The 23,567-nt window shown below is 41.0% G+C and carries 24 protein-coding genes and 1 tRNA gene; 17 read left to right on the top strand and 8 right to left on the bottom strand.

Annotated elements, in window-relative coordinates; all coding sequences use genetic code 11:
* Positions 1-293: 293 nt before the first annotated feature.
* Entirely contained in the window at positions 294-1,100 is an 807-nt protein-coding gene (locus tag ABJL82_RS09555; protein ID WP_347274500.1) for a biotin--[acetyl-CoA-carboxylase] ligase, read from the top strand.
* Between the two features lie 94 nt (positions 1,101-1,194).
* On the opposite strand, the gene ABJL82_RS09550 is transcribed toward ABJL82_RS09555, so the two are convergent.
* Complete coding sequence (locus ABJL82_RS09550) at positions 1,195-1,800, bottom strand: hypothetical protein (RefSeq protein WP_347274499.1); 606 nt, start codon at positions 1,798-1,800, stop codon at positions 1,195-1,197.
* Positions 1,801-1,978: 178 nt separating this feature from the next.
* Positions 1,979-2,752, bottom strand: coding sequence for an AAA family ATPase (locus tag ABJL82_RS09545; protein WP_347274498.1), 774 nt, complete (start codon positions 2,750-2,752; stop codon positions 1,979-1,981).
* A gap of 626 nt (positions 2,753-3,378) precedes the next feature.
* On the opposite strand from ABJL82_RS09545, the gene ABJL82_RS09540 reads away from it, so the two are divergent.
* Positions 3,379-4,065 (top strand): tetratricopeptide repeat protein, encoded by a 687-nt coding sequence (locus tag ABJL82_RS09540; RefSeq protein WP_347274497.1) that lies wholly within the window; start codon positions 3,379-3,381, stop codon positions 4,063-4,065.
* A 66-nt stretch (positions 4,066-4,131) separates the two neighbouring features.
* Complete coding sequence (locus ABJL82_RS09535) at positions 4,132-4,332, top strand: hypothetical protein (RefSeq protein WP_347274496.1); 201 nt, start codon at positions 4,132-4,134, stop codon at positions 4,330-4,332.
* A 20-nt stretch (positions 4,333-4,352) separates the two neighbouring features.
* On the opposite strand, the gene ABJL82_RS09530 is transcribed toward ABJL82_RS09535, so the two are convergent.
* Positions 4,353-5,087, bottom strand: a complete 735-nt coding sequence (locus ABJL82_RS09530) for a tetratricopeptide repeat protein (RefSeq protein ID WP_347274495.1) — start codon at positions 5,085-5,087, stop codon at positions 4,353-4,355.
* A gap of 335 nt (positions 5,088-5,422) precedes the next feature.
* Between ABJL82_RS09530 and ABJL82_RS09525 the strand changes: the two genes are divergently transcribed.
* From ABJL82_RS09525 to trxA, 7 genes are all read left to right on the top strand, one after another.
* The gene (locus ABJL82_RS09525; RefSeq protein ID WP_347274494.1) at positions 5,423-7,312 is read left to right on the top strand and encodes a radical SAM protein; all 1,890 of its coding nucleotides are present in this window, start codon (positions 5,423-5,425) and stop codon (positions 7,310-7,312) included.
* 239 nt (positions 7,313-7,551) lie between these two features.
* Positions 7,552-9,627, top strand: a complete 2,076-nt coding sequence (locus ABJL82_RS09520) for an ATP-binding protein (protein ID WP_347274493.1) — start codon at positions 7,552-7,554, stop codon at positions 9,625-9,627.
* Between the two features lie 33 nt (positions 9,628-9,660).
* Positions 9,661-10,026, top strand: a complete 366-nt coding sequence (locus ABJL82_RS09515) for a response regulator (RefSeq protein WP_347274492.1) — start codon at positions 9,661-9,663, stop codon at positions 10,024-10,026.
* 120 nt (positions 10,027-10,146) lie between these two features.
* Positions 10,147-10,917, top strand: a complete 771-nt coding sequence (locus tag ABJL82_RS09510) for a transglutaminase-like domain-containing protein (protein WP_347274491.1) — start codon at positions 10,147-10,149, stop codon at positions 10,915-10,917.
* A 163-nt stretch (positions 10,918-11,080) separates the two neighbouring features.
* Complete coding sequence (locus ABJL82_RS09505) at positions 11,081-11,374, top strand: TIGR04076 family protein (protein WP_347274490.1); 294 nt, start codon at positions 11,081-11,083, stop codon at positions 11,372-11,374.
* Positions 11,375-11,459: 85 nt separating this feature from the next.
* A complete protein-coding gene (locus ABJL82_RS09500) occupies positions 11,460-11,750 on the top strand; it encodes a ferredoxin-thioredoxin reductase catalytic domain-containing protein (RefSeq protein ID WP_347274489.1) in 291 nt (96 codons plus the stop codon).
* Between the two features lie 36 nt (positions 11,751-11,786).
* Positions 11,787-12,113 (top strand): thioredoxin, encoded by a 327-nt coding sequence (gene trxA, locus ABJL82_RS09495; protein WP_347274488.1) that lies wholly within the window; start codon positions 11,787-11,789, stop codon positions 12,111-12,113.
* A 5-nt stretch (positions 12,114-12,118) separates the two neighbouring features.
* Here trxA and trpC read toward each other — a convergent pair whose 3' ends face one another.
* From trpC to ABJL82_RS09475, 4 genes are all read right to left on the bottom strand, one after another.
* Positions 12,119-12,898, bottom strand: a complete 780-nt coding sequence (gene trpC / locus ABJL82_RS09490) for an indole-3-glycerol phosphate synthase TrpC (protein ID WP_347274487.1) — start codon at positions 12,896-12,898, stop codon at positions 12,119-12,121.
* Positions 12,882-13,331: a hypothetical protein gene (locus ABJL82_RS09485; RefSeq protein WP_347274486.1), complete on the bottom strand. Its 450-nt coding sequence runs from the start codon at positions 13,329-13,331 to the stop codon at positions 12,882-12,884. The genes trpC and ABJL82_RS09485 overlap by 17 nt, the downstream gene beginning before the upstream one ends.
* The gene (locus ABJL82_RS09480) at positions 13,332-13,604 is read right to left on the bottom strand and encodes a TMEM165/GDT1 family protein (protein ID WP_347274485.1); all 273 of its coding nucleotides are present in this window, start codon (positions 13,602-13,604) and stop codon (positions 13,332-13,334) included.
* A 76-nt stretch (positions 13,605-13,680) separates the two neighbouring features.
* Positions 13,681-13,757, bottom strand: a tRNA-Met gene (locus ABJL82_RS09475).
* Positions 13,758-13,973: 216 nt separating this feature from the next.
* Between ABJL82_RS09475 and purD the strand changes: the two genes are divergently transcribed.
* Positions 13,974-15,239 carry a phosphoribosylamine--glycine ligase gene (purD, locus tag ABJL82_RS09470; protein ID WP_347274484.1) on the top strand — a complete coding sequence of 422 codons (1,266 nt, stop codon included), beginning with the start codon at positions 13,974-13,976 and terminating at the stop codon, positions 15,237-15,239.
* Between the two features lie 20 nt (positions 15,240-15,259).
* Here purD and nadC read toward each other — a convergent pair whose 3' ends face one another.
* Positions 15,260-16,162 carry a carboxylating nicotinate-nucleotide diphosphorylase gene (nadC, locus tag ABJL82_RS09465; protein WP_347274483.1) on the bottom strand — a complete coding sequence of 301 codons (903 nt, stop codon included), beginning with the start codon at positions 16,160-16,162 and terminating at the stop codon, positions 15,260-15,262.
* A gap of 117 nt (positions 16,163-16,279) precedes the next feature.
* On the opposite strand from nadC, the gene lon reads away from it, so the two are divergent.
* From lon to ABJL82_RS09435, 6 genes are all read left to right on the top strand, one after another.
* Positions 16,280-18,670, top strand: coding sequence for an endopeptidase La (gene lon, locus ABJL82_RS09460; RefSeq protein WP_347274482.1), 2,391 nt, complete (start codon positions 16,280-16,282; stop codon positions 18,668-18,670).
* 110 nt (positions 18,671-18,780) lie between these two features.
* A complete protein-coding gene (locus tag ABJL82_RS09455) occupies positions 18,781-19,254 on the top strand; it encodes a universal stress protein (protein ID WP_347274481.1) in 474 nt (157 codons plus the stop codon).
* Positions 19,255-19,337: 83 nt separating this feature from the next.
* On the top strand, positions 19,338-19,754 hold the full coding sequence (locus ABJL82_RS09450) for an archease (protein WP_347274480.1): 417 nt from the start codon (positions 19,338-19,340) through the stop codon (positions 19,752-19,754).
* A 68-nt stretch (positions 19,755-19,822) separates the two neighbouring features.
* Positions 19,823-21,274: an RtcB family protein gene (locus ABJL82_RS09445; RefSeq protein WP_347274479.1), complete on the top strand. Its 1,452-nt coding sequence runs from the start codon at positions 19,823-19,825 to the stop codon at positions 21,272-21,274.
* Between the two features lie 54 nt (positions 21,275-21,328).
* On the top strand, positions 21,329-22,033 hold the full coding sequence (gene tmk, locus ABJL82_RS09440; protein WP_347274478.1) for a dTMP kinase: 705 nt from the start codon (positions 21,329-21,331) through the stop codon (positions 22,031-22,033).
* A gap of 89 nt (positions 22,034-22,122) precedes the next feature.
* Positions 22,123-23,517, top strand: coding sequence for an aspartate ammonia-lyase (locus ABJL82_RS09435; protein ID WP_347274477.1), 1,395 nt, complete (start codon positions 22,123-22,125; stop codon positions 23,515-23,517).
* The last annotated feature ends 50 nt before the right edge of the window (positions 23,518-23,567 follow it).

Genomic DNA, 23,567 nt, shown 5'->3' with positions numbered 1-23,567 from the left:
GCCATTGAATATGCCATAGTGACAGAATTAAAAAACCGCCATCTATCGCAACTGTCAGTATGGCAGAGTTTTCATTTCCTTAAAAAATCCTTATGACAAAGACGAGAGGCTTAACCAAATAAAATTAAGGAAATCTGCTCTAAAAACAAGATGCAATTGTTTTTTCTATTTATACTATTGACTTTCAAAATAAATTTTGAAATATAGTGGAAGCGTGTCAGATATTGACCGCGTTTTCATTAATACTCTTCTATAATAATTTTGTATAAAAAACCTGTAAAGCATCCTCTTAAATGAAACCAGAAGCCCCATACCTTTTAAAACCAGAAGAAATCATGAATGGCTTAAAGACAAAAATTGTCGGAAGTGAAATTATTTATCATGAAAAAATCACTTCAACAATGGATGTAGCAAGGGAACTTATACAAACAGATTTTAAAAACGGCACTACCATTTTTGCCGAAGAACAGACGAACGGCAGGGGCCGTTCAAACCATATCTGGTTTTGCCCAAAATACAAGGGATTGCTCCTTACCATTCTGGTCAAACATACTATGAAACCGGACAATTTATGTCTGTTAATAGGCACTATCGCGGTGGCAATAACGGAAATGGTTCGTGAATCCTTCCAATTACAAGCGGAAATCAAATGGCCAAACGACCTGTTAATTGGAGGAAAGAAATGGGGGGGGGTACTGGTAACTATGGAAAAGAATCACAAAAAGCAGCCCATATTTTTAATAGGAATCGGTATAAATATCAACACAACAGAAACCGAATTGCTACAAAAAATGCGTATACTTCCAACATCAATTGCGATAGAAAAAAAAGAATACGTTAACCGCATATCTTTCGCCAGAACACTGCTCCAATATATCGATAAGTGGTATTTAATTCTTCGGGATGAACACTTTAAATATATTACTGAAAAGTGGAAAGAATATTGTGTCACTGTGGGAAAGGATCTGATAATCACTGACAATGGAAAGGAATATTCCGGCAAAGTAATCGGAATATCCTACAACGGCGGGTTAATGTTAAAATTACAGAATGGTAGTACGAAGATATTCCGGGGTGAGCACGCTACAATAAAAAACTGAAAACAGCATGCAAGGTATTAAGCATATATTTTTCAGAAACAAAATACCATATCCTTTTGCCCTTTACAAAAAACCTGTCCACCTTTTCCCGCTATTATCTTAAACGCAATGCCCTCTCTATTGCATATATTTTTGCCTCCAGTCTATTTGTGCGCTTCGAGAAGTCCGTATACACAAAATATCCCAGAATAAGCAACAATACCGTATATGCAACGATAAGATACGTAGAAAACTGTACTCCAGAACCAGTAGCCGGTAATTTATTTACCCTTGACGGCATGCCCATGCCTGTCTTTGCTGCACCATAGCCTGAGGAAGGTGGTTCTGTTTTTTGAAACCTATTTGCTACGCCAGGCGTTGCAATCGCCTCGTTACCCGGCGAAATGGTAGTTGCAGCTTTTTTAGATATTTCTTCATACAAACGGCCGATTACTACCTTTGGCTTCGGGGGAGGCTCATTACTGCCGGTGATAACATTGAAAACCCTTTCCGCCTGATTACCCTTTGAAATACTATTATCTTCATCCTCCTTCAGCAATGGGAAAGATTGTTGTTTTGCGGCATCCTGCACTTTTTGTTGATTGTTTTCTACAACGTTTTTACCTTCCTCTTTGACGCCTTCGGGCAACGGAGGTTTCCTTTCCCGTTCCAAATTCATCCATGCCAGAGGATCATGCCCGAGTACATTTTTCTTTTTCATCTTTTACCTCGAAATTTTCGGTGTAATAACCGCAATCCTCATGCACAATATAATCAAGGAAGGATCGCTTTTACCGGAAAACGAACAAATCTTCTTCTGCAAAAATAAATCAGCACTATTGAAAATCAGCTCTAAAACAAACTATCGAGAGGCTTAAACATACGGATAATACTATTTCTTAGCGTCTATGATTGTTTTCCCTTTTTACCACCTCTTTTGCAAGAGACATATAATCTTCGGATCCATGCGAATCGGGTGCATAGGTAATAACCGGCTTTCCATGACTGGGAGATTCCGAAAGTTTAATATTTTTTCTTACAATCGTGTCAAAAACTTTCTCGTCAAAATATTCTCTAATCTTTTCAACCACCTCGTTACAAAGCCGAGCGCGACTTGAATACATACAAAGAATGACGCCGGTAATCTCCAGATTGTGATTTAATCGTTTTTTCACAATCTCATACGTATCAAGTAATTTTCTTACTCCCTGCAACGCAAAAAATTCAGTTTGTACGGGAATGAACAATTCATTCACAAACGTCATAACATTGATTGTCAATAACCCAAGCGAAGGGGGACAATCAATGAGCACATAATCATACGTATTTATTGAGTCCCCTAAATATTCTTTCAGAACGGTTTCTCTTCCAACAATGCCCACCAATTCAATCTCCGCCCCTGAAAGGTCTATCGTGGAGGGGATAATATCAAGGCCAATATTTGCCGTGTGCAAAATCACCTCCGAAGGGCTACAATTCCCCATGATTAAACTATACACCGAATTTTGTAAATTATGAATATCCACTCCAAGATGCACACTTAAATTAGCCTGGGGATCCATGTCGATAGCCAGCACCTTTCTCCCTAATGCCGCAAGACATGCGCCCAGGTTCGCCGTTGTAGTAGTTTTCCCTACCCCCCCCTTCTGATTGAGCAATGCAATACTTCTCATTTTGTATACCCTCCTTTTACAGGTTGGTTGTGCAATTTACTAATTACTACTACCGTTTAAATATTTTTCCGTGGAACAAAAAAGGTGTATTATTTGTATTTTCACTTAAAAAAACAAAACCCTCCTTATTTTTCGCAAAGGTTTTTGATTGTTTATGGGTAATGTACCAATAAATTTGTATTTTAGTAAGCAGCTAATATAACCTGTAATACAACAAATAGTTATATCAAACTGCCGATACCAGTGACTTAGATCATGACAATACATTTGTTTCTCATACATATAACAGCAACCCCTGATTTGAGAATAAGTTAACTATACAAAAATCGTTTTATATTTGCAACTAAACTTTTTCCATCCAGGTCTGCCGCTTTCTCGATTATTTACTGGCAACAGTATCGAACTATTTCAAAATAATAAATCCCCATGTCATATTTCGCACTATTAAATACGTTTATAAAACACCCACAAACCTTTGTTGCTCTCACTGCTAATAAATATTCATATCCTTTTTCAAACAGTTAATTTACATTGATAATGCCACTTATTTTCCTTGAAAATCACGCATGTTTCATTTACCCTATCGAGATTAGATCTCCAAAACTTTTTTTACTGCCAAATGAAATATGAAAGTTGCTTACCCTATATTATGTGGTTTATTTTGTTTTTGTTCGGTTCTTGGATGCGGCAAAGAAGATCCCAAATACGCAAACATAGGGACGCTTTATGCTCCGGCAAATTACGCCGTTAAAAATGCTCAGACTGATACAAACAAAGCAAATTCCACCCGGCAAAACATCGGGACAAAATTAAAACAAATGAGTAAAGACGAGATTTTTCAATTCGCCCTTGCATGTGGAAATCAGGGAAACTACTCAGAAGCGCTTGCTGCATATAATGAAATACTGGAAAATGATACCCGCTATCCCAGGATTTATTATTACCTTGGCTTGTTATATCGCGACATGGGGCTGCAGGACGAGGCAATATGCGCATTTCAAACAGACCTTGCCCAGAATCCCGGCTCGCCGGAAACACATTACAACCTGGGGTATGCTTATCAAAGCAAAGGACTGTACAGTGATGCGACAAATGAATATAAACAATCATTGCACTTTATTCCGGCAAATAAAACCCTCCAAAGGGCAAATATTCATTATAATCTTGGCGATGTTTATTTTTCCTCAGGTGCAATTGATGAAGCTATCAATGAATACAAAAAGGCATTGGGGTTTAAACCGGAAGATAAGACGTTCCAAAAAAAACTAGGTCTCGTATACCGTGCTAAAGAGCTGGACAAAAAAGGTAAGTGATGAATTTACTATTTCCAATGAGTCTGCGCGAAACCGGCAAATTAATCCATACAGCAGGAGCTACTAATGATGAAAGAAATAAAGAACAGACTCGAGTTATTGGAATTAGATTTAAAGAATTTAGAGAAAACATTAAAAAATGAAGGCCCTTACGGAACAACGGAAGACTGGCTTCATGTTTTACATAAGTCCAGAAAAATAGAAGAATTTGCCATCACACAACTGGCACTCTTAAAATACAGGGAAAGGCAGGATCATTCCGGCTAGTTGCGCTTATTCATATTTCCTTAGTGAGCAGAAGGTGCACCATGACCTGAAGGCATCTGGCCGCCAGCTTCATATTTTTTGTATTCAGCAAATTCCACTTCTGCTTCTTTGCTCATACCCTTCAACAAATAAACAACACCAAGATAATTATGCGCATTCCCCAGGTTTGGATTGAGTTCAAGAGCCTTTTTATGAGCAGCGATGGCTTCATCCAATCTCTTTTGTTTACAATAAATCAAGCCCATTTCATTATAGACTATAGCGAGATTCGGGTCCAGCGATAATGCCTTCAGTTGTGCATCAATTGCATCCTCATATTGCAAATTCATCCGGTACACAACCCCCAAACTAAAATATAACATTGTATTGTAGGGATCAAACTCAATTGCTTTTCTATAAATGCGGCCGGCTTTATCAAACTCACCCTGCGTATAATACGCCTTTCCCAGTTTTTCGTATGCCGCCACCATTGCCGGGTCTAACTCTATCGCTTTTTCCCATGCCGCAATTGATGCGTCAAATTGCCCTTTTTTAATATTATCCAGTCCGTAATTATAATACTGTTCCGCAGTCATATTTTCAGGAATTTTGACTGTCTTTTTTTCTTCCTGCGATGCAGCATAACCTTCAACAACATTACCCGCATCCCTTGCGTCAATAGTATCCGGGGATTGAGGCTTGCCGCATCCGTAGAAAACAAGGAACATCAGGACACAAGGAACTACTTTATTCAAATTATTTATAATCACTTTCATTGATTTTACTATCTCCACATTAAAATGAACGAACTGACCGTAAAAAGGTATCTTTTTTCATTCTATCAGCAATCCCAATGGATTCAAGGCAATTTACTTCATACGTATTTTTTTTACAATTTCACAAAACAAAACACCCCCTTCCCTTCTTGTTTTGATTATATGATTGTTTTTTTATATTTTATTTTATATATTTTGACTAGAAACTTTACTATATACACATGATGTGCATGAGAGTCATATAAAGTAACCCGTTCGTTCAGAATCCAAAATAAACCGGTCTTTTACTTTAAAATGAATACACCGAAATTCAATTTTCTCCAGAGAAATTATTGATGCAATACAAACCATACGCCATTTCATGGAACACGACCTATCGTTGTAATTTACAATGTGACCATTGTTATCTCGACGCCAATGCATTAACCAAAAAATCACCCTATGAACTTGATACAAAAGAGGGGTTTAAACTTATCGATCAAATGGCGGAGCTCAACCCCAATCTTTTACTCATTTTGACGGGAGGGGAACCGCTTTTAAGAAATGACATTTATGATTTATCGCATTACGCATCTAAAAAAGGCATGATGGTAGTATTGGGAACAAATGGAAACGCAATCGACGATGATAAAGCAAAAAGGTTAAAGCAATGCGGGGTCTCAGGGGTAGGCATCAGCCTCGATTCTATTCAGCCGGAAAAACACGATACCTTTCGGGGAATAACCGGCGCATGGGATGATACTCTCAATGGAATAGAGGCCTGCCGCCGCCAGGGAATAGGATTCCAAATACAAACTACTGTTACCCGGGATAACATTACAGAGATTTCCGATATTATCGACTTTTCCTATAAACTCGGCGCTAAGGTGTTTAACTTGTTTTTTTTGGTATGTACCGGCAAAGGGCAGGATTTAACCGATATCACACCGGAACAATACGACCAAACATTGCGGCAACTGTATACCCTTCATGAAAAATATAAGGGAAAGATGATGGTAGGCGCAAAATGCGCCCCGCACTACCGAAGAATTGTATATGAACATGACAATAATTCGCCGCTGATAAGAACATATGCCGGTGGATGTCCTGCGGGAACACATTATTGCAGAATAACCCCTGAAGGAAACGTCACCCCTTGCCCATACATACCCAACATTAGCGGAAACGTCAGAGAAAAAAGTTTTGTTGATATATGGAACAACAATGCCGGATTTCAAACTTTACGGCATGCTGATTTAAACGGGAGATGCGGAATATGTGAATTTAAAGAAATTTGCAAAGGATGCCGGGCCCGCGCCCTTACCGCAACAGATAACCAAATGGATGAAGATCCCTGGTGTAATTATATTCCGGGAAAGTCTGGCAACAAAGTAATACAACTAAAACCTTCTGAAACCTTTGGCACTGAAGAATGTTTTACCATGGACTGGAGCCAGGAAGCACACGCCATCCTGAAACAAATACCTTCTTTCGGAAGAGGAATGATTATAAAAAATGTGGAACGCTTTGCAGCACAAAATAATTATCGGGAAATAACGCTTGGCGTTATGAAGGCGGCACGGGAAGAAATGATGTCGAACAATAAAACGGCATTCCCGGACGCCGCCACCACAAAGCCCGTATCTGAACATCCCGAAGATATTGTACCGGAAAATCCTGAAAATAATGAAATCCCCTGGTCTGAAGAAGCAAAGAAACGCGTTTTAAACGCACCGGATTTTGTACGTCCCGGAATTTACAAACTTATGCAAAAAAAAGCGATGCAGCACGGTTACCCCGAAATCAGCTCTCAATTCCTTTCTGCGATACGGGACGAATCAATGATGCTTGCATCGCAACGCATTAAAAACATCGGTTTTGATGAACTGCGTATGGAAGCGTGGGACAAGGCGAAACAAAAATTTACCGGTTCCCACAAAAAAGAAGTTGTTGATAAAATCAAGGCATTTCTTAATGAACGCACTATCAAAAATGACGGCATTATTAAAAAATTTCAGGCATATTTAAACAACTCTGCCATTAATAAAAAAACATTGCTAGCAGAGCCCGTATGGACAGAAGACGCCGAAATCCGCCTGAAAAGAATTCCGGTGTTCATTCGCAGCAAGGCAAAGAAATCAATTGAAGATTTTGCTCTAAAAATAGGGGCAAAAGAAATTACCAATGAAATAATTGACCAACACCTGAAAAACATCCCTTCTTTTATAAGAAAAAAATCCCAATAGAAAACAATTTCTAAATAATTTCGGACTCAAATTACGTTTTACGCAACACTTTAGTTTTTTGGAAAAGAAGGGACGAATCGTTTTGCCAGTTTGGTTATGAACGTATTTATGCCAATTTATGGCAAATGCTTCTCCCCTGCACTGTGCGGCAAACATCGCTATTATTGGAATTTTATAAAAAACTAAAGTGTTACCGTTTTACAAACATGACATTTTAGCCTTATTTTAGCGCGTGGCGTATGGATAGCTTACTGCAACAGTTATTGAAACATTATTCGCACCTGAAAAACTACTGCTCCGCAATAGCTCATAACTTTCATTTTTTTTCTTTTACTTCCATAAAGCAAAAAATTATTTTCTCTTCCATCCTTCTTTCCACCTTTCCCATCTTTATTACGATAGTATATATTTATCCAAAGGAAGAACATGCCTTGCGTGATGCTTTAATTCAAAACCTCGACAGTATCGGCCATAAGCAGTCGGAATTTATAGAAAAATGGATTGAAGAACGAAAGGCGGACATCTGGTTGATTGCCGAAAATCCTAACGTCCCCGGCGTAATCTATAAATCGGAAGGCAGCGAAAATTTTTACCGGCTGCTACACCATTTAAAATACACGAGAGACACTTACCGTTATAAAGAAATCTTTATTTGTGACAGAAACGGAGATTTAAAGATTACCACTTCAACCGGGAAAGTTATTACCAATGTGTCCGGCTTTGAATTCTTTAAACAGGCAATAATAGGTACTACCTATGTATCACCAATAGTTCCCTCTGTAATTCCCATCATAAACGAATACGGTAGTTTGGAGCAAGGCATGCCAACGCTGTTTATTACCACCCCGGTAATATATGAACGTAAGATTATCGGCGTCGTGTGTCTGCGAATCGATGTCATGGAAATCAATAAACTCATGAGAAGTGTTCGCCTTGGAAAAACAGGAGAGACATATCTCATTAACAAAGAAGGGTATATGATCTCCGAATCAAAATTTTTAAGCTCTCTCAAAGATTTCGGCCTGGTAAAACAAAGAACAACCCTTGAATTAAAATTAATCGACCCCTTTACCGGCAATTTTACAAAAGGCGTTGCGGAATGTTTAAAAGGCGGTTCCGGATATGATGCAAATGGCTATATTGATTACCGGGGAAAAACCGTTCTGGGGTTCTGGCAATGGTTGCCAGAACTGGAATGGGGAATTATTGCGGAAATCGACAAAGATGAATGGTATGGGTCTGTCAAAAAATTACATAAAATAACCTTCTCGATTTTGTTTTTACTCACGTTGGCCGTTGTATCTTTTGCATTCGTCTTCGGGAAAAAAATCTCAGAGCCTATTGTATATCTTACCGATGTGACAAAAAGCATCTCCGAAGGCGACTTCAGCAAACGCGTTAACATCTCCGCAAAAGACGAGATAGGTGAATTATCAAAATCCTTCAACAAAATGGCAGACTTTGTCGAAGAAAAAACACACGCACTGGAAGAATACACTTCTAATCTGGAGAAAATTATAGAAGAGCGCACAAAGGACCTGACACAAATAAACAAAGAACTTGAAAAACAAAGCCATGATCTGGAAAAAGCATACAAAGAATTACTCACCCTCGATCAAATGAAGGACAAAATGATTCGGGACGTGTCTCATGAATTAAAATCTCCTGTTGCACAAGTACAAATGGCCATCGATTTATGGACGAAAGAGATTAAAAAAGACCCTCTCGACCGTTCAAAAAAAGAAAGATTCGAACACATTATCAGCAGCAGTTTGCAACGGTTAAGGAAAACGATTGAAAGCATACTCGACTTATCCGTCCTTGAATCGGGTCGCTTCGTCTTTAAAAAAGAACCCATACAAATGGATGAAATTATCCACCAAACTGTTATGGATATGAAGCTTCTGGCGGAAAAAAAGGGGTTGACATTAACATACCATTCTTCAGGAAATTTACCCGTGACCATTGGCGACAAAAATGAGATTTCGCGTGTGCTTATTAATCTGATCGATAATGCAATAAAATATACGGAGAGCGGCAGTATCAATATTTATGGGAAATGCAAAGATTCTTATCTGGAAATATCCGTTGAAGACACCGGAATGGGTATTGGGCTTCCCAAAGAAGAATATTCTAAACTGTTTGAAAGATTTTTCCAGGAACATCCCACTATGTATGGTTCCGGAGTGGGACTTGCACTATGCAAAAATATTGTTGAAGCACACAAAGGAAGGATTTGGGTTGATTGCAAAGGCATTGGAAAAGGAACTTCTTTCAAATTTACACTACCGGTGGCGCCATCCGAAAATTCTTAAACAAGGCATTATTTCATTAAAAAGGAGCGATACTTGAGTAAAAAAATACTTATCGTTGAAGACGAGCAGGAGTTTTTCTTTTTTTACGAAATGATGCTTGAAGATACTGATTACACCATCGTTCACGCCCTTGACGGGAAACAGGCATTGGAAATGATAGAAACAGAGAAACCGGATCTCATCATTCTCGACTTATTGCTTGATAAATTGCCCGGCGATGAATTCCTTAAGCAACTAAAATCCAGTCCACCGCACAAAGACATTCCTGTTATTGTTGCCAGCAGTTTTTCTCCCCACTCGAATAAAACAATATTTGAGATCGACCCTGATGTATCATATCTGGAAAAACCATTCACCCAGGAACGATTAATGGAGGTTATTAAAAGAAAAATAGAATAACACATGAAAAAAACTTTATTACCGCTCCTTTTTTGTCTTACACACCTCTTCATTTTCCCTGGTTGCCAACCAGCCCGGCAAACGTATCTCACAAGTCAATATGACTACAATGAGTGCGAAATGTCTCTTCTCAGGGATATTAAAGACAACCTTCTTAATATGCCCTTTGACCGCGCATGCCTTATCGCTTCGGGCGTACATAGTGATAAAAAGATTCAGGCGTATCAGAAAAAAATCGACCTTCTTATCTCGCGAATTACAAAAGAAACCGACGTTAATAACATTGATAATCCTGTTGAAAAAGCCAAAATAATCTTTGCCTGGCTAAAAGAGCATGCGTGCGAAGGAATATACAGGGATTGCTATGATTTCAGGGATACTCTCAATATAAAGGTAGGGAATTGCCTTTCCTATGCAATACGATTTACCATTCTATGCCGGCATTTTGACATTGACGTAAAAAATATTTTTGTTCCAGGCCATATTTATAATATGGTTTCCGATAATACTCATGAATATTTATTTGAACACACACACAGCGATGGGATTGTTAAAAAGAATGACCGGTATCATCCCAAAAAGAAGGCCTTGGAGGATATCGAACTCGTTGGAGAGATTTTTCTGTACAAAGCCCGCAATCACAATATTAACGGGGTACCCGACGCATCAATCAGATTTTGCGAACAGGCAATGATGTGTACCCCTGATGATAATCGTCCAATGATCCTGCTTGTCGACAACTACGTTGCAAAAAAGGAGTATGAACTTGCCTTTATTCATCTGGACAAATATCTGGAGCAACATCCTGCCGAAAGAAATTTTTTCAATAAAACACACCTCCTTTTAAAAAATTTATGCGATAAAAAAGACACTCAGCAAATAGTATATTAACCTGGAATCGCCTAATATTTGACTTTGCTGAGGTTTTAAAAAAAACCAAAGTGTTACCCTATGTCAAGTTTGCTTTTTGTTCTTGCAATACGTTTATTTCATAAAATATAATGGATTATTATAAAACAAAAGAGGCACATTAACATTTATTGGAGTCCATATTGTGAAGTGCAAAAGTTCCAGTTTCAAAGTGGTAGCAATGGTAGTAGAAAAGGGAAGTTGTGATTATTATAAGAAAGGTGATTCATTTCCATTAACGGGATTTACACCAAAAGGGCTTTGTGATTGCGCATACGCTGTTCTTTCAAGGGATGCCCAATCACTGCGATATGGCGCAAGGTTGCCATGGCAGACAAGCGAAAATACTTTATTGGTCCACTGCCCTGACCCAACGGGAGCAGTATGGGAACTGAAACGAACCCCGCGCGAAAAGAATGATACGGAACCTTCCCACTAAAACATATATTTCTCTTTCGCGTGAGGACTCGCAGTGTTTTTGAAAACGGTATATTCAGTTTTTTCCTTTTTTAAACGGTTAAACTATGAATAATAAAGATTCAATGGTAGACGAAGAAGCGGATATTCGCAAAATGCTCAATGCCTATGTCGCCAATAGCCCTTACAAGTTAAACCCGGATACAAAAATTGTCGATAGAGTCGTCAAAGGGCTTGTTATGCGCAAATCAAAATACGGACATGCCTACTGTCCTTGCCGCATCGTTACAGGTGATTTTGAAAAAGACAAAAAGACCATATGCCCTTGCATTTACCACAAAGAAGAAATTGAACGCGACGGTGAATGCCACTGTAATCTTTTTGTGCGTGGTAATTAAAATAAATTAATTTATCAATTGAAAGGAAAATGGATTATGGCAGAAGATTTAGTTGAAATAACAGACGCAAATTTTGATGCGGAAGTAACAAATGCAACGATTCCGGTATTGGTTGATTTTTGGGCATCCTGGTGCGGCCCTTGCAGACAGCTCGCTTCTGTTATTGAAGAACTGGCAAAAGAATATAGTGGAAAGGCAAAGATAGGAAAACTCAATACAGAGGAAAACAACAGCACCCCTGCAAAGTTCGGCATTACAGCAATCCCCACAATTATACTATTCAAGAACGGAAAGGCAGTAAATAAAATGGTGGGGGTAAAGTCTAAAAATGATTTAAAAACAGCGCTGGACGCTCAGTTATAATCTAGCTACATACCTAATAATTCGCATAATTTTGACGGGATATTATCGCTTTTCATCAGCGTTTCCCCTATAAGAACTGCGTGGATGCCATGTTCCTGCAACTTTAGTATGTCTGATCGTGATTTAATACCACTCTCACTCACGACAATTTTGTCTTCGGGAATCATGGCTTTTAGTTGAAAGGTAATTTCCAGGTCGGTACGAAAGGTTTTAAGGTCTCGATTATTAATGCCTATAATAGTTGCTTTTGTCCGCAAAACCTTCTCTAATTCATCCGCAGAATGGGCTTCAACAAGACAATCCATTCCCAGATTTTCCGCAGTATTTAAAAAGGACTGTATTTCCTCTTCTGAAAGGAGAGCGGCAATGAGGAGTATTGCGTCAGCGCCTGCGGAACGCGCTTCATATATTTGATACGAATCAACAATAAAATCCTTTCTCAAAATGGGCAAATGCACGGTATTTTTAATGTCCGTTAAATATTTCAGAGACCCCTGGAAATATTTCACGTCAGTCAACACAGATATCGCGGCCGCCCCGTTTGATTCATAGATTTTGGCAATTGCTACCGGCTGAAAATCTTTTCTGATGATCCCCTGGGAAGGCGAGGCCTTTTTTACCTCAGCAATGATGTTTATTTTCCCGCTTGTTTTTAATGCACTACCAAAAGGTTGTGCATGTACTCTCCGCTGAATGGTTTCTTTTAATTGTTCCACAGAAACACATTTCTTGTTCTCCGCTACTTCCGATAATTTATATTGATAAATCTCATCCAGAATGGTCATGTTTCTTTTGTCTCGATAAAAATCCAATAAATCGATTGGTTTTGTCAGGAAATGTATTCGTTTCAATAAGTATTTTCATTGGCGAAAGTGCCTGAAAAAGGCGGTAAGAAACCCACATACTTAACGATAATCGTAATAAAATATATGCCGTGTGATAAACAACAAACCTGTAAAGAAAGTGACAGGAAAGCGCTACAAATAATATCAGCGCCGCATTTAAGCAATGTTTATAACGGTATCGGACCCCATAACCAAGCCCGACCATAAGCAGTCCGGTGAAAGCATAGAAAGTTCCGTACCCTCTACTGGCAAGGCTATCGCTCATGGTTAAAGCGGCAATACTCAAAACTACGGCTAAGATGCCAAGGAAAATAACAAGATTTGCCGTCTTACCTACTTGCTGCGCCAGGGAAAAGCCGTATTTTTCTCCCATTCATAGTTTCCCAAATAAAATAAGAATCCCTACTATAATAAATGTAATAGCCGCCCCCGTTTTGATGTAATTCAGAGGCAGCATCCTGGCCATTACCGTTCCTACGGTAACACCAAGTATTGTCACTAATGCAAACGCAAGCATTGTACCAATAAATACCAGCAACGGCTTGTCCGTTTTACTTGACATAAGTATAGAAGCAATTTGTGTTTTATCGCCAAGCTCCGCCAAAAAGATAGTAATAAATGTGGTAATAATAATCTTCCAGTGCATGTAATTATCCCTTGGAAAAAATAGTGCAATAAATAAAAAAGGGATTGCGGCAAAAACCGCAATCCCTTTTGTTTATTGGTAGCGGGGACAGGATTCGAACCTGCGACCTCCGGGTTATGAGCCCGACGAGCTACCAGACTGCTCTACCCCGCGTTGCCAAAATAAATGACATATTTAAAACAAACCGCACATCTTTCGTGTGCAATTATGTTACTCAGTATATCAGTCAATGCAAAACTGTCAAGGGCAAAAAAACTTTCCCATTTTTCCTTTTATTCTGATAGAATGTCTCGACCTGCGTTAACCTTGCACCTTAAATGTCACTAAATGTATGAATACCATCCAACTACAATGAAGGAAACAACACACATGAAAATATTGATTATTGGAAGCGGCGGAAGAGAACATGCTATTGCCTGGAAGATAGCGCAATCGCCGAAAGTAAAGAAAATATTTTGCGCCCCGGGAAATCCCGGGATTGCGGAAGTTGCCGAATGCGTTGATATTGACGTCAATAACATCGAAGGCCTGTTCAATTTTGCTATCAGGCAAAAAATCGATCTGACCGTTGTAGGCCCCGAAGACCCGCTGCTTTCCGGCATTGTCGATACATTCAAGGATGGCAATCTGAATATTTTCGGACCTGGCAAAAGGGCATCTCTTATCGAAGGAAGCAAGGTCTTTGCAAAAACCATTATGAGAAAACACAGTATTCCCACCGCCGACTTTCGCGTATTCGAAGACATAAAAATGGCTGAAAAATATCTTGAGAAATGTTTCGCTCCCATTGTTATCAAGGCAGATGGGCTAGCCAAAGGAAAGGGTGTTTTTGTATGCAAAACGCTTGAAGAAGCGAAGGAACACTTACAAGAGATAATGGTGGAAAGGATATTTGGCAACGCAGGAGACAAGGTGGTGATTGAGGAATGTTTACATGGAGAAGAAGTGTCAATCCTTGCTATTACTGACGGACAAACAATTATCCCGCTTTCTTCCGCAAGAGATCATAAAGCAATTTACGAGGGAAATAAAGGCCCAAACACAGGGGGTATGGGCGCCTATTCCCCCTCGCATCTCATTACAAATGAGATGCAGCGTTATATCGAGGAAAACATATTAGTGCCAATCATCCATGCCATGAAGAGAGAAAACCGCCCTTACAGTGGCATCATTTATGCAGGACTAATGCTAACCAATGCGGGGCCAAAAGTGCTTGAGTTTAACGCAAGGTTTGGAGACCCGGAAACACAGGCGCTTCTGGTACGAATGAAGAGCGATCTGGCGTCGCTTCTCCTGGCGGCAAGCAACAACACATTGGACAAAGCGGAACCGGAGTGGTATGACAGCCATTCCGTCTGCGTGGTATTGACGTCAAAAGGCTATCCCGGCAAATACAGGAAAGGGCTGCCTATTTCAGGCTTACAAGCGGTGAAAGCATTAAAAAACGTACAGGTATTTCACGCCGGCACCGCTAACGTTCGCGGCAATATTGTAACGAACGGGGGGCGTGTATTGGGGGTAACCGCCACGGGAAAGGATTTGAAGGAGGCAAGGACGATTGTTTACGAGGCAATTGACCATTTGTCTTTCGAAGGGGTTTATTACAGAAAAGATATTGGCCTCGACACAATTTAACCATAACAGAATACCACCGCTCACTGCAGGGAGATTTTTAACGAAATATCCAACGCCTTTGCCGAGTGAGTAAGCGCCCCGATAGAAATCCGGTCAACGCCTGTCTGTGCTATTGATTTCACATTGTCTAATGTAATATTCCCTGATGCCTCCGTAAGGGGACGATACGCTCCCTTACCATACTTCCCGTTTTTGACCAGCGAAACAGCCGACCTTATCTTTTCGGCATCCATGTTGTCAAGCAATATGACGTCAACATTCGCTTTGATCGCATCTTCCACCTCGGATAACGTTCGAGTCTCCACTTCAATTAAAACGTGATTCCCTATTTTCGTCCTTAGCATTGAGACCGTTTTTTCGATGACACTGATACCGGCAATTTTCTCCGCCGACAACTCTTTTTTCATAAAATCAAGGTGGTTATCTTTTACCAGCACCTGATCATAAAGACCCATTCTGTGATTCACTCCCCCCCCTGCAGCAACGGCATATTTTTCCAAATAACGCCAGCCGGGAGCTGTTTTTCTTGTATCCATAACCGCCACTTTCAGGGGTTTCACCTCTTCAACAAATTGCGCGGTAAGCGTCGCAATACCGGAAAGCCGCTGAAGGAAGTTTAAAGCAATCCTTTCTCCGGAAAGTATCGTACGAACATTGCCATTGACGGAGGCTATAACATTGCCTTTTTTGACAAACATCCCCTCCGAAACACCCTTTTTTAAAAGAATATTTTTGTCAATTTTTGAAAACAAGCGTTCAACGACAGGCAACCCTGCAATGACCCCATCTTCCTTTGCGAGGAATTCCCCTTCCCCCATTAAATCCGAGGGGAAAATGCTTTCCGTTGTGATATCACCCGATCCAATATCTTCCTGAATCGCAAGTTGAATAAGTATATCTATCTTTTCCGGTACAAAATTCATTATTTTTGTGTTATATTCAACAACAAAAAGGCGCATATTCTTTTAAAATGTTTTTTCTTCTCTAATACCATGGGAATTCTACCTTTTCCGACCTGATTTTGCAACAGGGTCTGCAAAATGCAGGTTACATTTAACAACCCACTTAACCCGTCTATGGAAAAAACGACTTTTACTTTACACAAAAATGACGATAGCATCCCTTTGCCCGAAATAATTAGCATTATTCCGGTAAAAGATGACATAGTATTTCCCCGGCTTGTCCGTGTAATAGAATTATATGGAAAAGGACTGGTAACGGCTATAAATGAAGCCTATGCAAAAAATGAATGTATCGGTATCGTCGTATTAAAATACCATGTCGCTTCTCCAAGACCTGAAGACTTTTATGATATTGGCTCGGCGTCAAAGGTTGTCAGGATATTCGAATCCACTTCCGATACTATAAAATGCCTTGTTGAAGGCCTTATGAGAATAAAAGTAACGGAATATACGCAAACTGAACCGTATTGCACGGCAAAAATCGAAGAACTACGGGAGTTCTCGGAAAAATCTGAAACGATAGACGTATTAATACAAAGCGTCAAGACACTTTTCAAACTGAGCGCAATGCTGGGAAAAGCGCTTCCAAAGGACATTATCCCGATGATTGATACTATAAACAATCCGTCCATCATGGCCGACCTTGTCACTGTTTATCTGGACTTGCATATTGACGAAAAACAGAAACTTCTGGAAATGGTCGATCCTCAGAAGCGGTTGCGGATAGTATTTCATTATCTCAACAAAGACATTCAGGTAAGGGAACTAAAAGGTAAAATAGACGATGAAGTCGCCAAAGAAATGTCGAAGGCGCAGCGTGAATTTTTTTTAAAGGAACAGTTGAAGGCAATTCAAAAAGAGCTGGGTGAGGACGACCCCCATATGGCGGAATTCATAAAGTTGGAAGAAAATATCAAAAAGGCGGAAATGCCAAAGGAGGTAGAACTGGTTGCCGTCAAAGAATTGGAGCGGCTAAGGGAGATAAATCCCGCATCACCGGAGTATACCGTCTCACGTACATACCTCGACTACCTTATCAATATTCCCTGGAATAAGAAAACGGTAGATAATCTCGATATTAACCAGGCGTCAAAAATTCTCGATGAAGACCACTATGATCTGAAAAAGGTGAAGGAGCGCATACTCGAATTTCTCGCGGTGCACAAGCTGAAAGAAAAATTAAAAGGACCGATCCTTTGCTTTTGCGGCCCTCCGGGAACAGGCAAAACTTCGCTGGGCAAATCCATCGCACGTGCGCTTGGCAGAAAGTTTATCCGCATCTCTCTGGGTGGGATAAGAGATGAGGCGGAAATCAGGGGACACAGGCGCACCTATGTTGGCGCCCTTCCCGGCCGTATCATGCAGGAAATCTGCCGTGCGGGAGCATGCAATCCTATATTCATGCTCGATGAAGTAGATAAAATTGGAGAAGATTTCAGAGGTGATCCGGCGTCCGCCTTGCTGGAAGTACTGGACCCGGAACAAAATTTCAGCTTCGTCGATCATTATCTTGATGTGTCTTTTGACCTTTCCGATGTATTATTTATTACTACGGCAAACATCCTTGATACCGTCCATGTCGCATTAAGAGACCGTATGGAGGTGATATATCTTTCAGGATACAGCGAGGATGAAAAACTGAAAATCGCACACCAGTTTCTCATTCCGAAGCAAATAAAAGAAAACGGCCTGGAAAACTATCCTGTAGACTTTCAGGATGCTGCGATAACCAAAATTATCCTGGAATATACACGGGAAGCAGGTTTAAGAAATTTAGAAAGGGAAATTGCTTCTATCTGCAGAAAAATCGCAAAAGAAATTGTGGGAGAAGCGCAGGTCACAAAAATTATAGTCCCGGAAACGGTTGAAAAATTTCTTGGCCCACGAAAATTCTTTTACCAGGTAACCGAAGAGGAAGATAAAATTGGAGTGGTCACAGGCCTTGCGTGGACTGAAACAGGAGGCGACATTATTTTCATAGAGGCGTCCAGGATGCGTGGCGAAAAAGAACTCACCCTCACTGGTTTACTGGGTGATATCATGCAGGAGTCCGCCATAGCCTCGCTCAGCTATATTCGTAGTAATGCAAAACGACTGGGCATCGACGAAACCTTCTATGACACATCGGAAATACATATCCATGTGCCTTCAGGGGCAATACCAAAGGACGGCCCTTCAGCAGGCATTACCATGTGCATCGCACTCATCTCACTGCTTACCTGCAGGCCTGCAAAAAGGGAGGTAGCGCTTACAGGTGAGATTACTTTAACGGGTAACGTGCTGCCGATAGGAGGAGTAAAGGAAAAGATCCTCGCCGCTATAAGGGCGGGAGTAAAAACCATTGTATTGCCATTGAAAAACAAAGACGATTTCGAAGAAATCGATAAGGAAATCCGGGAAAAGATTCAATGCGTCTATATTGAAAAAATAGACGAGGCAATAGACGTCGTTCTTTCCCCAAAACCGTAACGAGGCGGAGCCTCATACCAATAAAAAACATTCGGAACCACTGATTTCACAGATTGCACAGATTGTACAGATAAAAACCTCAATAATCCTGAATCTAAGGGGAAAAAATCATGATTACGATAAACAACATCCTTTGTCCGGTTGATTATTCCATCTATTCGGAAAAAGCGCTGGCCTATGCAATAGAACTTGCAACGAGATTTCAGGCAAAACTTTACCTGCTGCATGTATTGGATACACGATTTCTTGACGTAAATAACCCTGAATTGCCCTACATCCCTGTTACTACAAATATTATAAGCGAAGAAACGATTGATATGCTGAAATCAAGGCTGCTTAAATCGGTGAACGAAGAAACACAAGGCAAGATATCCGTAGAAGCAGTCGTTGTCCAGGGGGTTCCGTTTGCAGAAATTATCAGGACGGCAAAGGAGTGCAATACGGACCTCATTGTGCTCGGCACTCATGGCAGGACAGGTTTGGCGCATGTCTTTATGGGCAGTGTTGCAGAAAAGGTGGTGCGAAAAGCACCCTGCCCGGTGCTTACCATACGACATCCGGAACATGATTTTGTTTCGCCGTAAAAATTCTTTTTATATGGCACAACACGACCGCGCCGCAACCAAAAATTTTCATACAATAATGCTATAAAATCAACCTTACTATCATGCTTAAATACAAATTAATAGATCATACGGCAGACATCGGTATTGATATCTTCGGAGATACAATGCCGCAATTATTCTCAAATGCCGCATTCGCCATGTTTGATATAATCGCCGACCTCTCCACTGTCGAAAAAAAAGATACACGTATCATTGCTGTGGATGGAATCGACAAAGAACAATTGCTCGTAAACTGGCTGAGTGAATTATTATATTTGCATGAAATAAAAAATATGCTGTTTAAAGAATTTTACATTAACGATATGAATGATATTCAGCTAAAGGCAACAATACATGGCGAACTATTGGATGAAAAGAGGCACGTTATTAAAACAGCGATAAAGGCAGTAACCTATCATAATCTGACAATAATACAGGAAAATGACCACTGGAGAGCACGTGTTATCTTTGATTTATAGCCAGGCAAATCTGCTCTTAAAACCAGAGTAAGCTTTAATTATAACCAAAAGAGAAACCGGAGATATTTATGAATGAACGCAACTACAAAATACAAAAAATAGATGATTACCGCTGGCGTATTCCAAGGGAAGGAAAGATGCGCGTGGCTGGCATCGTATATGCTGATGAATCGATGATGAAGGAAATACAAAAAGATGAAAGTCTGCAACAGGTAATAAATGTCGCATATCTACCTGGAATAGTAGGACATTCACTTGGAATGCCCGATATTCATTGGGGATACGGCTTCCCCATCGGAGGTGTGGCCGCATTTGATATGGAGGAAGGAGTGGTGTCCCCTGGCGGAGTAGGCTACGACATTAACTGCGGGGTGCGATTGCTCAGCACGGGGCTGTGTCGCATGGAGATTTCCGGCAAACTGGAATCCATTGTTGATAGCCTGTTTGTCAACATTCCCTCCGGCGTGGGATCGCATCGCAAGGATTTGAAACTATCGCAACAGGAAGTGAAAAATGTACTCAAAAACGGCGCACAATGGGCGGTTTCTCATGGCTATGGATCAAAGGAAGATTTAGAACATATCGAAGAAAAGGGATGCATCTTTGGAGCAGATCCGGAACTGGTTTCCAGCAGGGCAATTGAGCGGGGTCTGGCGCAGTTAGGCACCCTCGGTTCCGGCAACCACTTTGTAGAGGTTGGTTACGTATCAGAGATTTTCGACGAGGAAATCGCCCGCACATTGGGACTCGAAAAAGACGGTATTACAATCGTAGTGCACACGGGGTCCAGGGGATTGGGGTATCAGGTGTGTGATGACTTTATTAAAGTAATGATTAGAGCATCCGGAAAATATAATATTGAACTGCCTGACCGGCAGCTATGCTGTGCCCCGCTAAATTCTCCCGAAGGGCGGGATTATCTTGCAGCGATGGCCTGTGCGGCTAATTATGCCTTTGCCAACCGGCAAATGATTACCCACTGGGTTAGGGAATCCTTTGAGAGAGCATTGCACGTAGGCCCTAAGGAATCCAGGATATCGCCGGTGTATGATGTCTGTCACAATATCGCCAAATTTGAAGACCATCTCGTGAATGGACAGAAAAAGCGGCTGTGTGTTCACCGGAAAGGCGCTACGCGCGCATTTCCGCCAAATCACCCCGATACCCCGGCCGCATACAAAGCAGTAGGCCAGCCAGTATTAATACCGGGCGACATGGGGCGTTGTTCCTATGTGCTTGTCGGCACAGAGAAGGCATATTCCGATACCTTCGGCAGTACGTGTCACGGGGCGGGGCGGGTCATGAGCAGAAATCAGGCTACGAAGATGGCCAAGGGCCGGAGCATCGCACAGGAACTGAAAGAGAAAGGGATACTCGTCCGTGCCGACAGCCGCGCCACACTGGAAGAGGAACTACCTGAGGCATACAAGGATGTGACGGAGGTAGTGGATATCGTGCAACACGCAGGCATCAGCAAGAAAGTTGCGCAGTTGAAACCGTTGTGTGTTATCAAAGGATGATTATTCCGGAGTAACAAAATATTTTCTACAAAACGATAGAAGACCATTATAAAAATGGCACAATACGGAGAATGTATTATGCAGGGAAAACTTATCGTTATTACCGGTATTGACGGAAGCGGCAAAACGGTTCAAACAAAACTTCTTTACGAAAGATTGCTTAAAGAGGGATATCCCGTGGCGACTATAGATTTCCCCCAATACGGCAAGACCTTCTTTGCCGAAATGGTTACAAAATATTTAAGGGGCGGCTTTGGCGCAGCGGATGCTGTAAGCCCGTACCTTGCCTCTATCCTTTACGCAGGGGATCGCTTTGAAAGAAAAGATCAGATACAGACATGGATTAATGAGGGGAAAATAATTATATCAAACCGGTATGTGTGTGATAATATGGCTCATCAGGGCGGAAAAATAAAGAGTCCGGAGGAAAGGGCACAATTCTTCCAATGGCTGGACCAACTGGAACATACAGTTTTTGGAATCCCACGTCCGCATCTCAGTATACTGCTTTATGTACCTGCAGAAATTGCCTATCTCCTTGTAGAAAAGAAAGGGCAACGCGAATATCTTGCCGGTGCAAAGAAAGACATCCACGAAGAAGATATGCATCATATGAAATCCGCGCAGGAAACTTTTATAGAAATCGCAAAGGGGAAACCCGATTGGAAAACCATTGACTGCACAAAAAACAACACATTATTGCCGGAGCATGTCATTGCAGATACGATTTGGCAGGCAGTGGCGAGGATTCTTCCTTAAATGACGGCAAGAGGGAAATCATTGCATTTCACCACATAGGCAATAGTTGGTAACATTTTAGTTTTTTGAAAAATCCTTATAATTTCAAAATGAGCGATAAACAAACAATGTCGTTTCGGAAAGAAAAAGATTATCTGGGCGAGATGAAAATACCTGCGAACGCCTATTATGGCGTACAAACAGCAAGGGCTATCGAAAACTTTCCAATTAGCGGCTGTACGTCACAGCCAATTTTTACCACTGCAATTGTTTACGTCAAAAAGGCCGCTGCCATGGTAAATAGCGAAACAGGGCGACTTGACAGAAAAATTGGCGCGGCGATTACTGAAGCATGCGACCGCATATTGAAAGGCGAGTTTCAGGAACAGTTTTGTGTTGATGTTTATCAGGCAGGGGCAGGGACGTCACACCATATGAATGTGAATGAAGTAATTGCCAATATTGCGATTGAAATGCTGGGCGGGGAAAAAGGCGACTACTCTGTTGTTCATCCAAACGACGACGTAAACTGCGGGCAATCAACAAATGATGTATATCCCACCGCCATGCGCATAGCCGCGTTGCTTTCATCAAAAAAACTGATTGCAAATGTATCTGATTTAACGGATGCATTTGACCTTAAAGCAAATGCATTTGATACTATTGTGAAATCAGGACGCACGCACCTGCAGGACGCTGTTCCTATTCGGGTGGGGCAGGAATTTTCCGGGTATAAAGAAACTTTACTGAAAGCAAACACGGGTATTGAAAAGGCAGGCGAATCGTTGAAGGAATCAGGCATAGGGGGAAGCGCTGCGGGTACCGGCATCAATACACCGCCAGGGTATATACCGAAGATGATTGAATATCTGAGAGAGATTACCGGCCTGGATATTGTCGCGTCAAAAAACCGTTTTGAAGCCATGCAAAGCAACAGGCCGTTTGTGGAATTTTCCGGGGCGCTTCGTGCTTTGTCAGTGGAACTGATACGCATTGCTAATGATTTGCGGCTGATGAATTCAGGGCCAAATACGGGACTGGCGGAAATTAACCTGCCGGCGGTACAACCCGGATCTTCTATTATGCCAGGCAAGGTCAATCCCGTTATTCCTGAAATGTTAACGATGGTGTGTTTTTCAGTTATTGGCAACGACACATCAATCATGCTTGCAGCACAGGCGGGTCAATTTGAATTAAACGTCATGATGCCGTTGATTCAGCATAAAATACTGGATTCTATTTTAATCCTTACAAATGCCGTGAAAGTGTTTGATGAAAAATGTGTGCGGGGAATTACCGTAAATAAGGAGAAGTGTGAGGATTATGCAGTGAAAAGTTTGGGGATTGTTACGATATTAAATCCAATTATTGGTTATGCAAATGCTGCGGAAGTAGTGAAGGAGTCTATGAAAACCGGGCGGTCTGCAAAGGAAATTATCCTCGAGAAAAAGATACTTACGAAAGAGCAGGTGGATACATTATTATCTCCCAGGTCTATGACCTAACCTTGCGGCGGAAGTATTAAAAAATGAGGTGTAATGTTATGACGAAAAAA

It is taken from the genome of Candidatus Kuenenia sp. (assembly GCF_039794105.1).
GTDB lineage: Bacteria > Planctomycetota > Brocadiia > Brocadiales > Brocadiaceae > Kuenenia.
The sequence above is the reverse complement of the archived record's forward strand: the minus strand, read 5'-3'. Positions and strand labels throughout refer to the sequence as shown.

Bases quoted from the DNA above. Each gene is read 5' to 3' on its own strand.
- ABJL82_RS09555 (WP_347274500.1), top strand. From the start codon at position 294: ATGAAACCAGAAGCCCCATACCTTTTAAAACCAGAAGAAATCATGAAT.
- ABJL82_RS09550 (WP_347274499.1), bottom strand. From the start codon at position 1,800: ATGAAAAAGAAAAATGTACTCGGGCATGATCCTCTGGCATGGATGAAT.
- ABJL82_RS09545 (WP_347274498.1), bottom strand. From the start codon at position 2,752: ATGAGAAGTATTGCATTGCTCAATCAGAAGGGGGGGGTAGGGAAAACT.
- ABJL82_RS09540 (WP_347274497.1), top strand. From the start codon at position 3,379: ATGAAAGTTGCTTACCCTATATTATGTGGTTTATTTTGTTTTTGTTCG.
- ABJL82_RS09535 (WP_347274496.1), top strand. From the start codon at position 4,132: ATGATGAAAGAAATAAAGAACAGACTCGAGTTATTGGAATTAGATTTA.
- ABJL82_RS09530 (WP_347274495.1), bottom strand. From the start codon at position 5,087: ATGAAAGTGATTATAAATAATTTGAATAAAGTAGTTCCTTGTGTCCTG.
- ABJL82_RS09525 (WP_347274494.1), top strand. From the start codon at position 5,423: ATGCAATACAAACCATACGCCATTTCATGGAACACGACCTATCGTTGT.
- ABJL82_RS09520 (WP_347274493.1), top strand. From the start codon at position 7,552: ATGGATAGCTTACTGCAACAGTTATTGAAACATTATTCGCACCTGAAA.
- ABJL82_RS09510 (WP_347274491.1), top strand. From the start codon at position 10,147: ATGTCTCTTCTCAGGGATATTAAAGACAACCTTCTTAATATGCCCTTT.
- ABJL82_RS09500 (WP_347274489.1), top strand. From the start codon at position 11,460: ATGAATAATAAAGATTCAATGGTAGACGAAGAAGCGGATATTCGCAAA.
- trxA (WP_347274488.1), top strand. From the start codon at position 11,787: ATGGCAGAAGATTTAGTTGAAATAACAGACGCAAATTTTGATGCGGAA.
- trpC (WP_347274487.1), bottom strand. From the start codon at position 12,898: ATGACCATTCTGGATGAGATTTATCAATATAAATTATCGGAAGTAGCG.
- ABJL82_RS09485 (WP_347274486.1), bottom strand. From the start codon at position 13,331: ATGGGAGAAAAATACGGCTTTTCCCTGGCGCAGCAAGTAGGTAAGACG.
- ABJL82_RS09480 (WP_347274485.1), bottom strand. From the start codon at position 13,604: ATGCACTGGAAGATTATTATTACCACATTTATTACTATCTTTTTGGCG.
- purD (WP_347274484.1), top strand. From the start codon at position 13,974: ATGAAAATATTGATTATTGGAAGCGGCGGAAGAGAACATGCTATTGCC.
- nadC (WP_347274483.1), bottom strand. From the start codon at position 16,162: ATGAATTTTGTACCGGAAAAGATAGATATACTTATTCAACTTGCGATT.
- lon (WP_347274482.1), top strand. From the start codon at position 16,280: ATGCAGGTTACATTTAACAACCCACTTAACCCGTCTATGGAAAAAACG.
- ABJL82_RS09455 (WP_347274481.1), top strand. From the start codon at position 18,781: ATGATTACGATAAACAACATCCTTTGTCCGGTTGATTATTCCATCTAT.
- ABJL82_RS09450 (WP_347274480.1), top strand. From the start codon at position 19,338: ATGCTTAAATACAAATTAATAGATCATACGGCAGACATCGGTATTGAT.
- ABJL82_RS09445 (WP_347274479.1), top strand. From the start codon at position 19,823: ATGAATGAACGCAACTACAAAATACAAAAAATAGATGATTACCGCTGG.
- tmk (WP_347274478.1), top strand. From the start codon at position 21,329: ATGGCACAATACGGAGAATGTATTATGCAGGGAAAACTTATCGTTATT.
- ABJL82_RS09435 (WP_347274477.1), top strand. From the start codon at position 22,123: ATGAGCGATAAACAAACAATGTCGTTTCGGAAAGAAAAAGATTATCTG.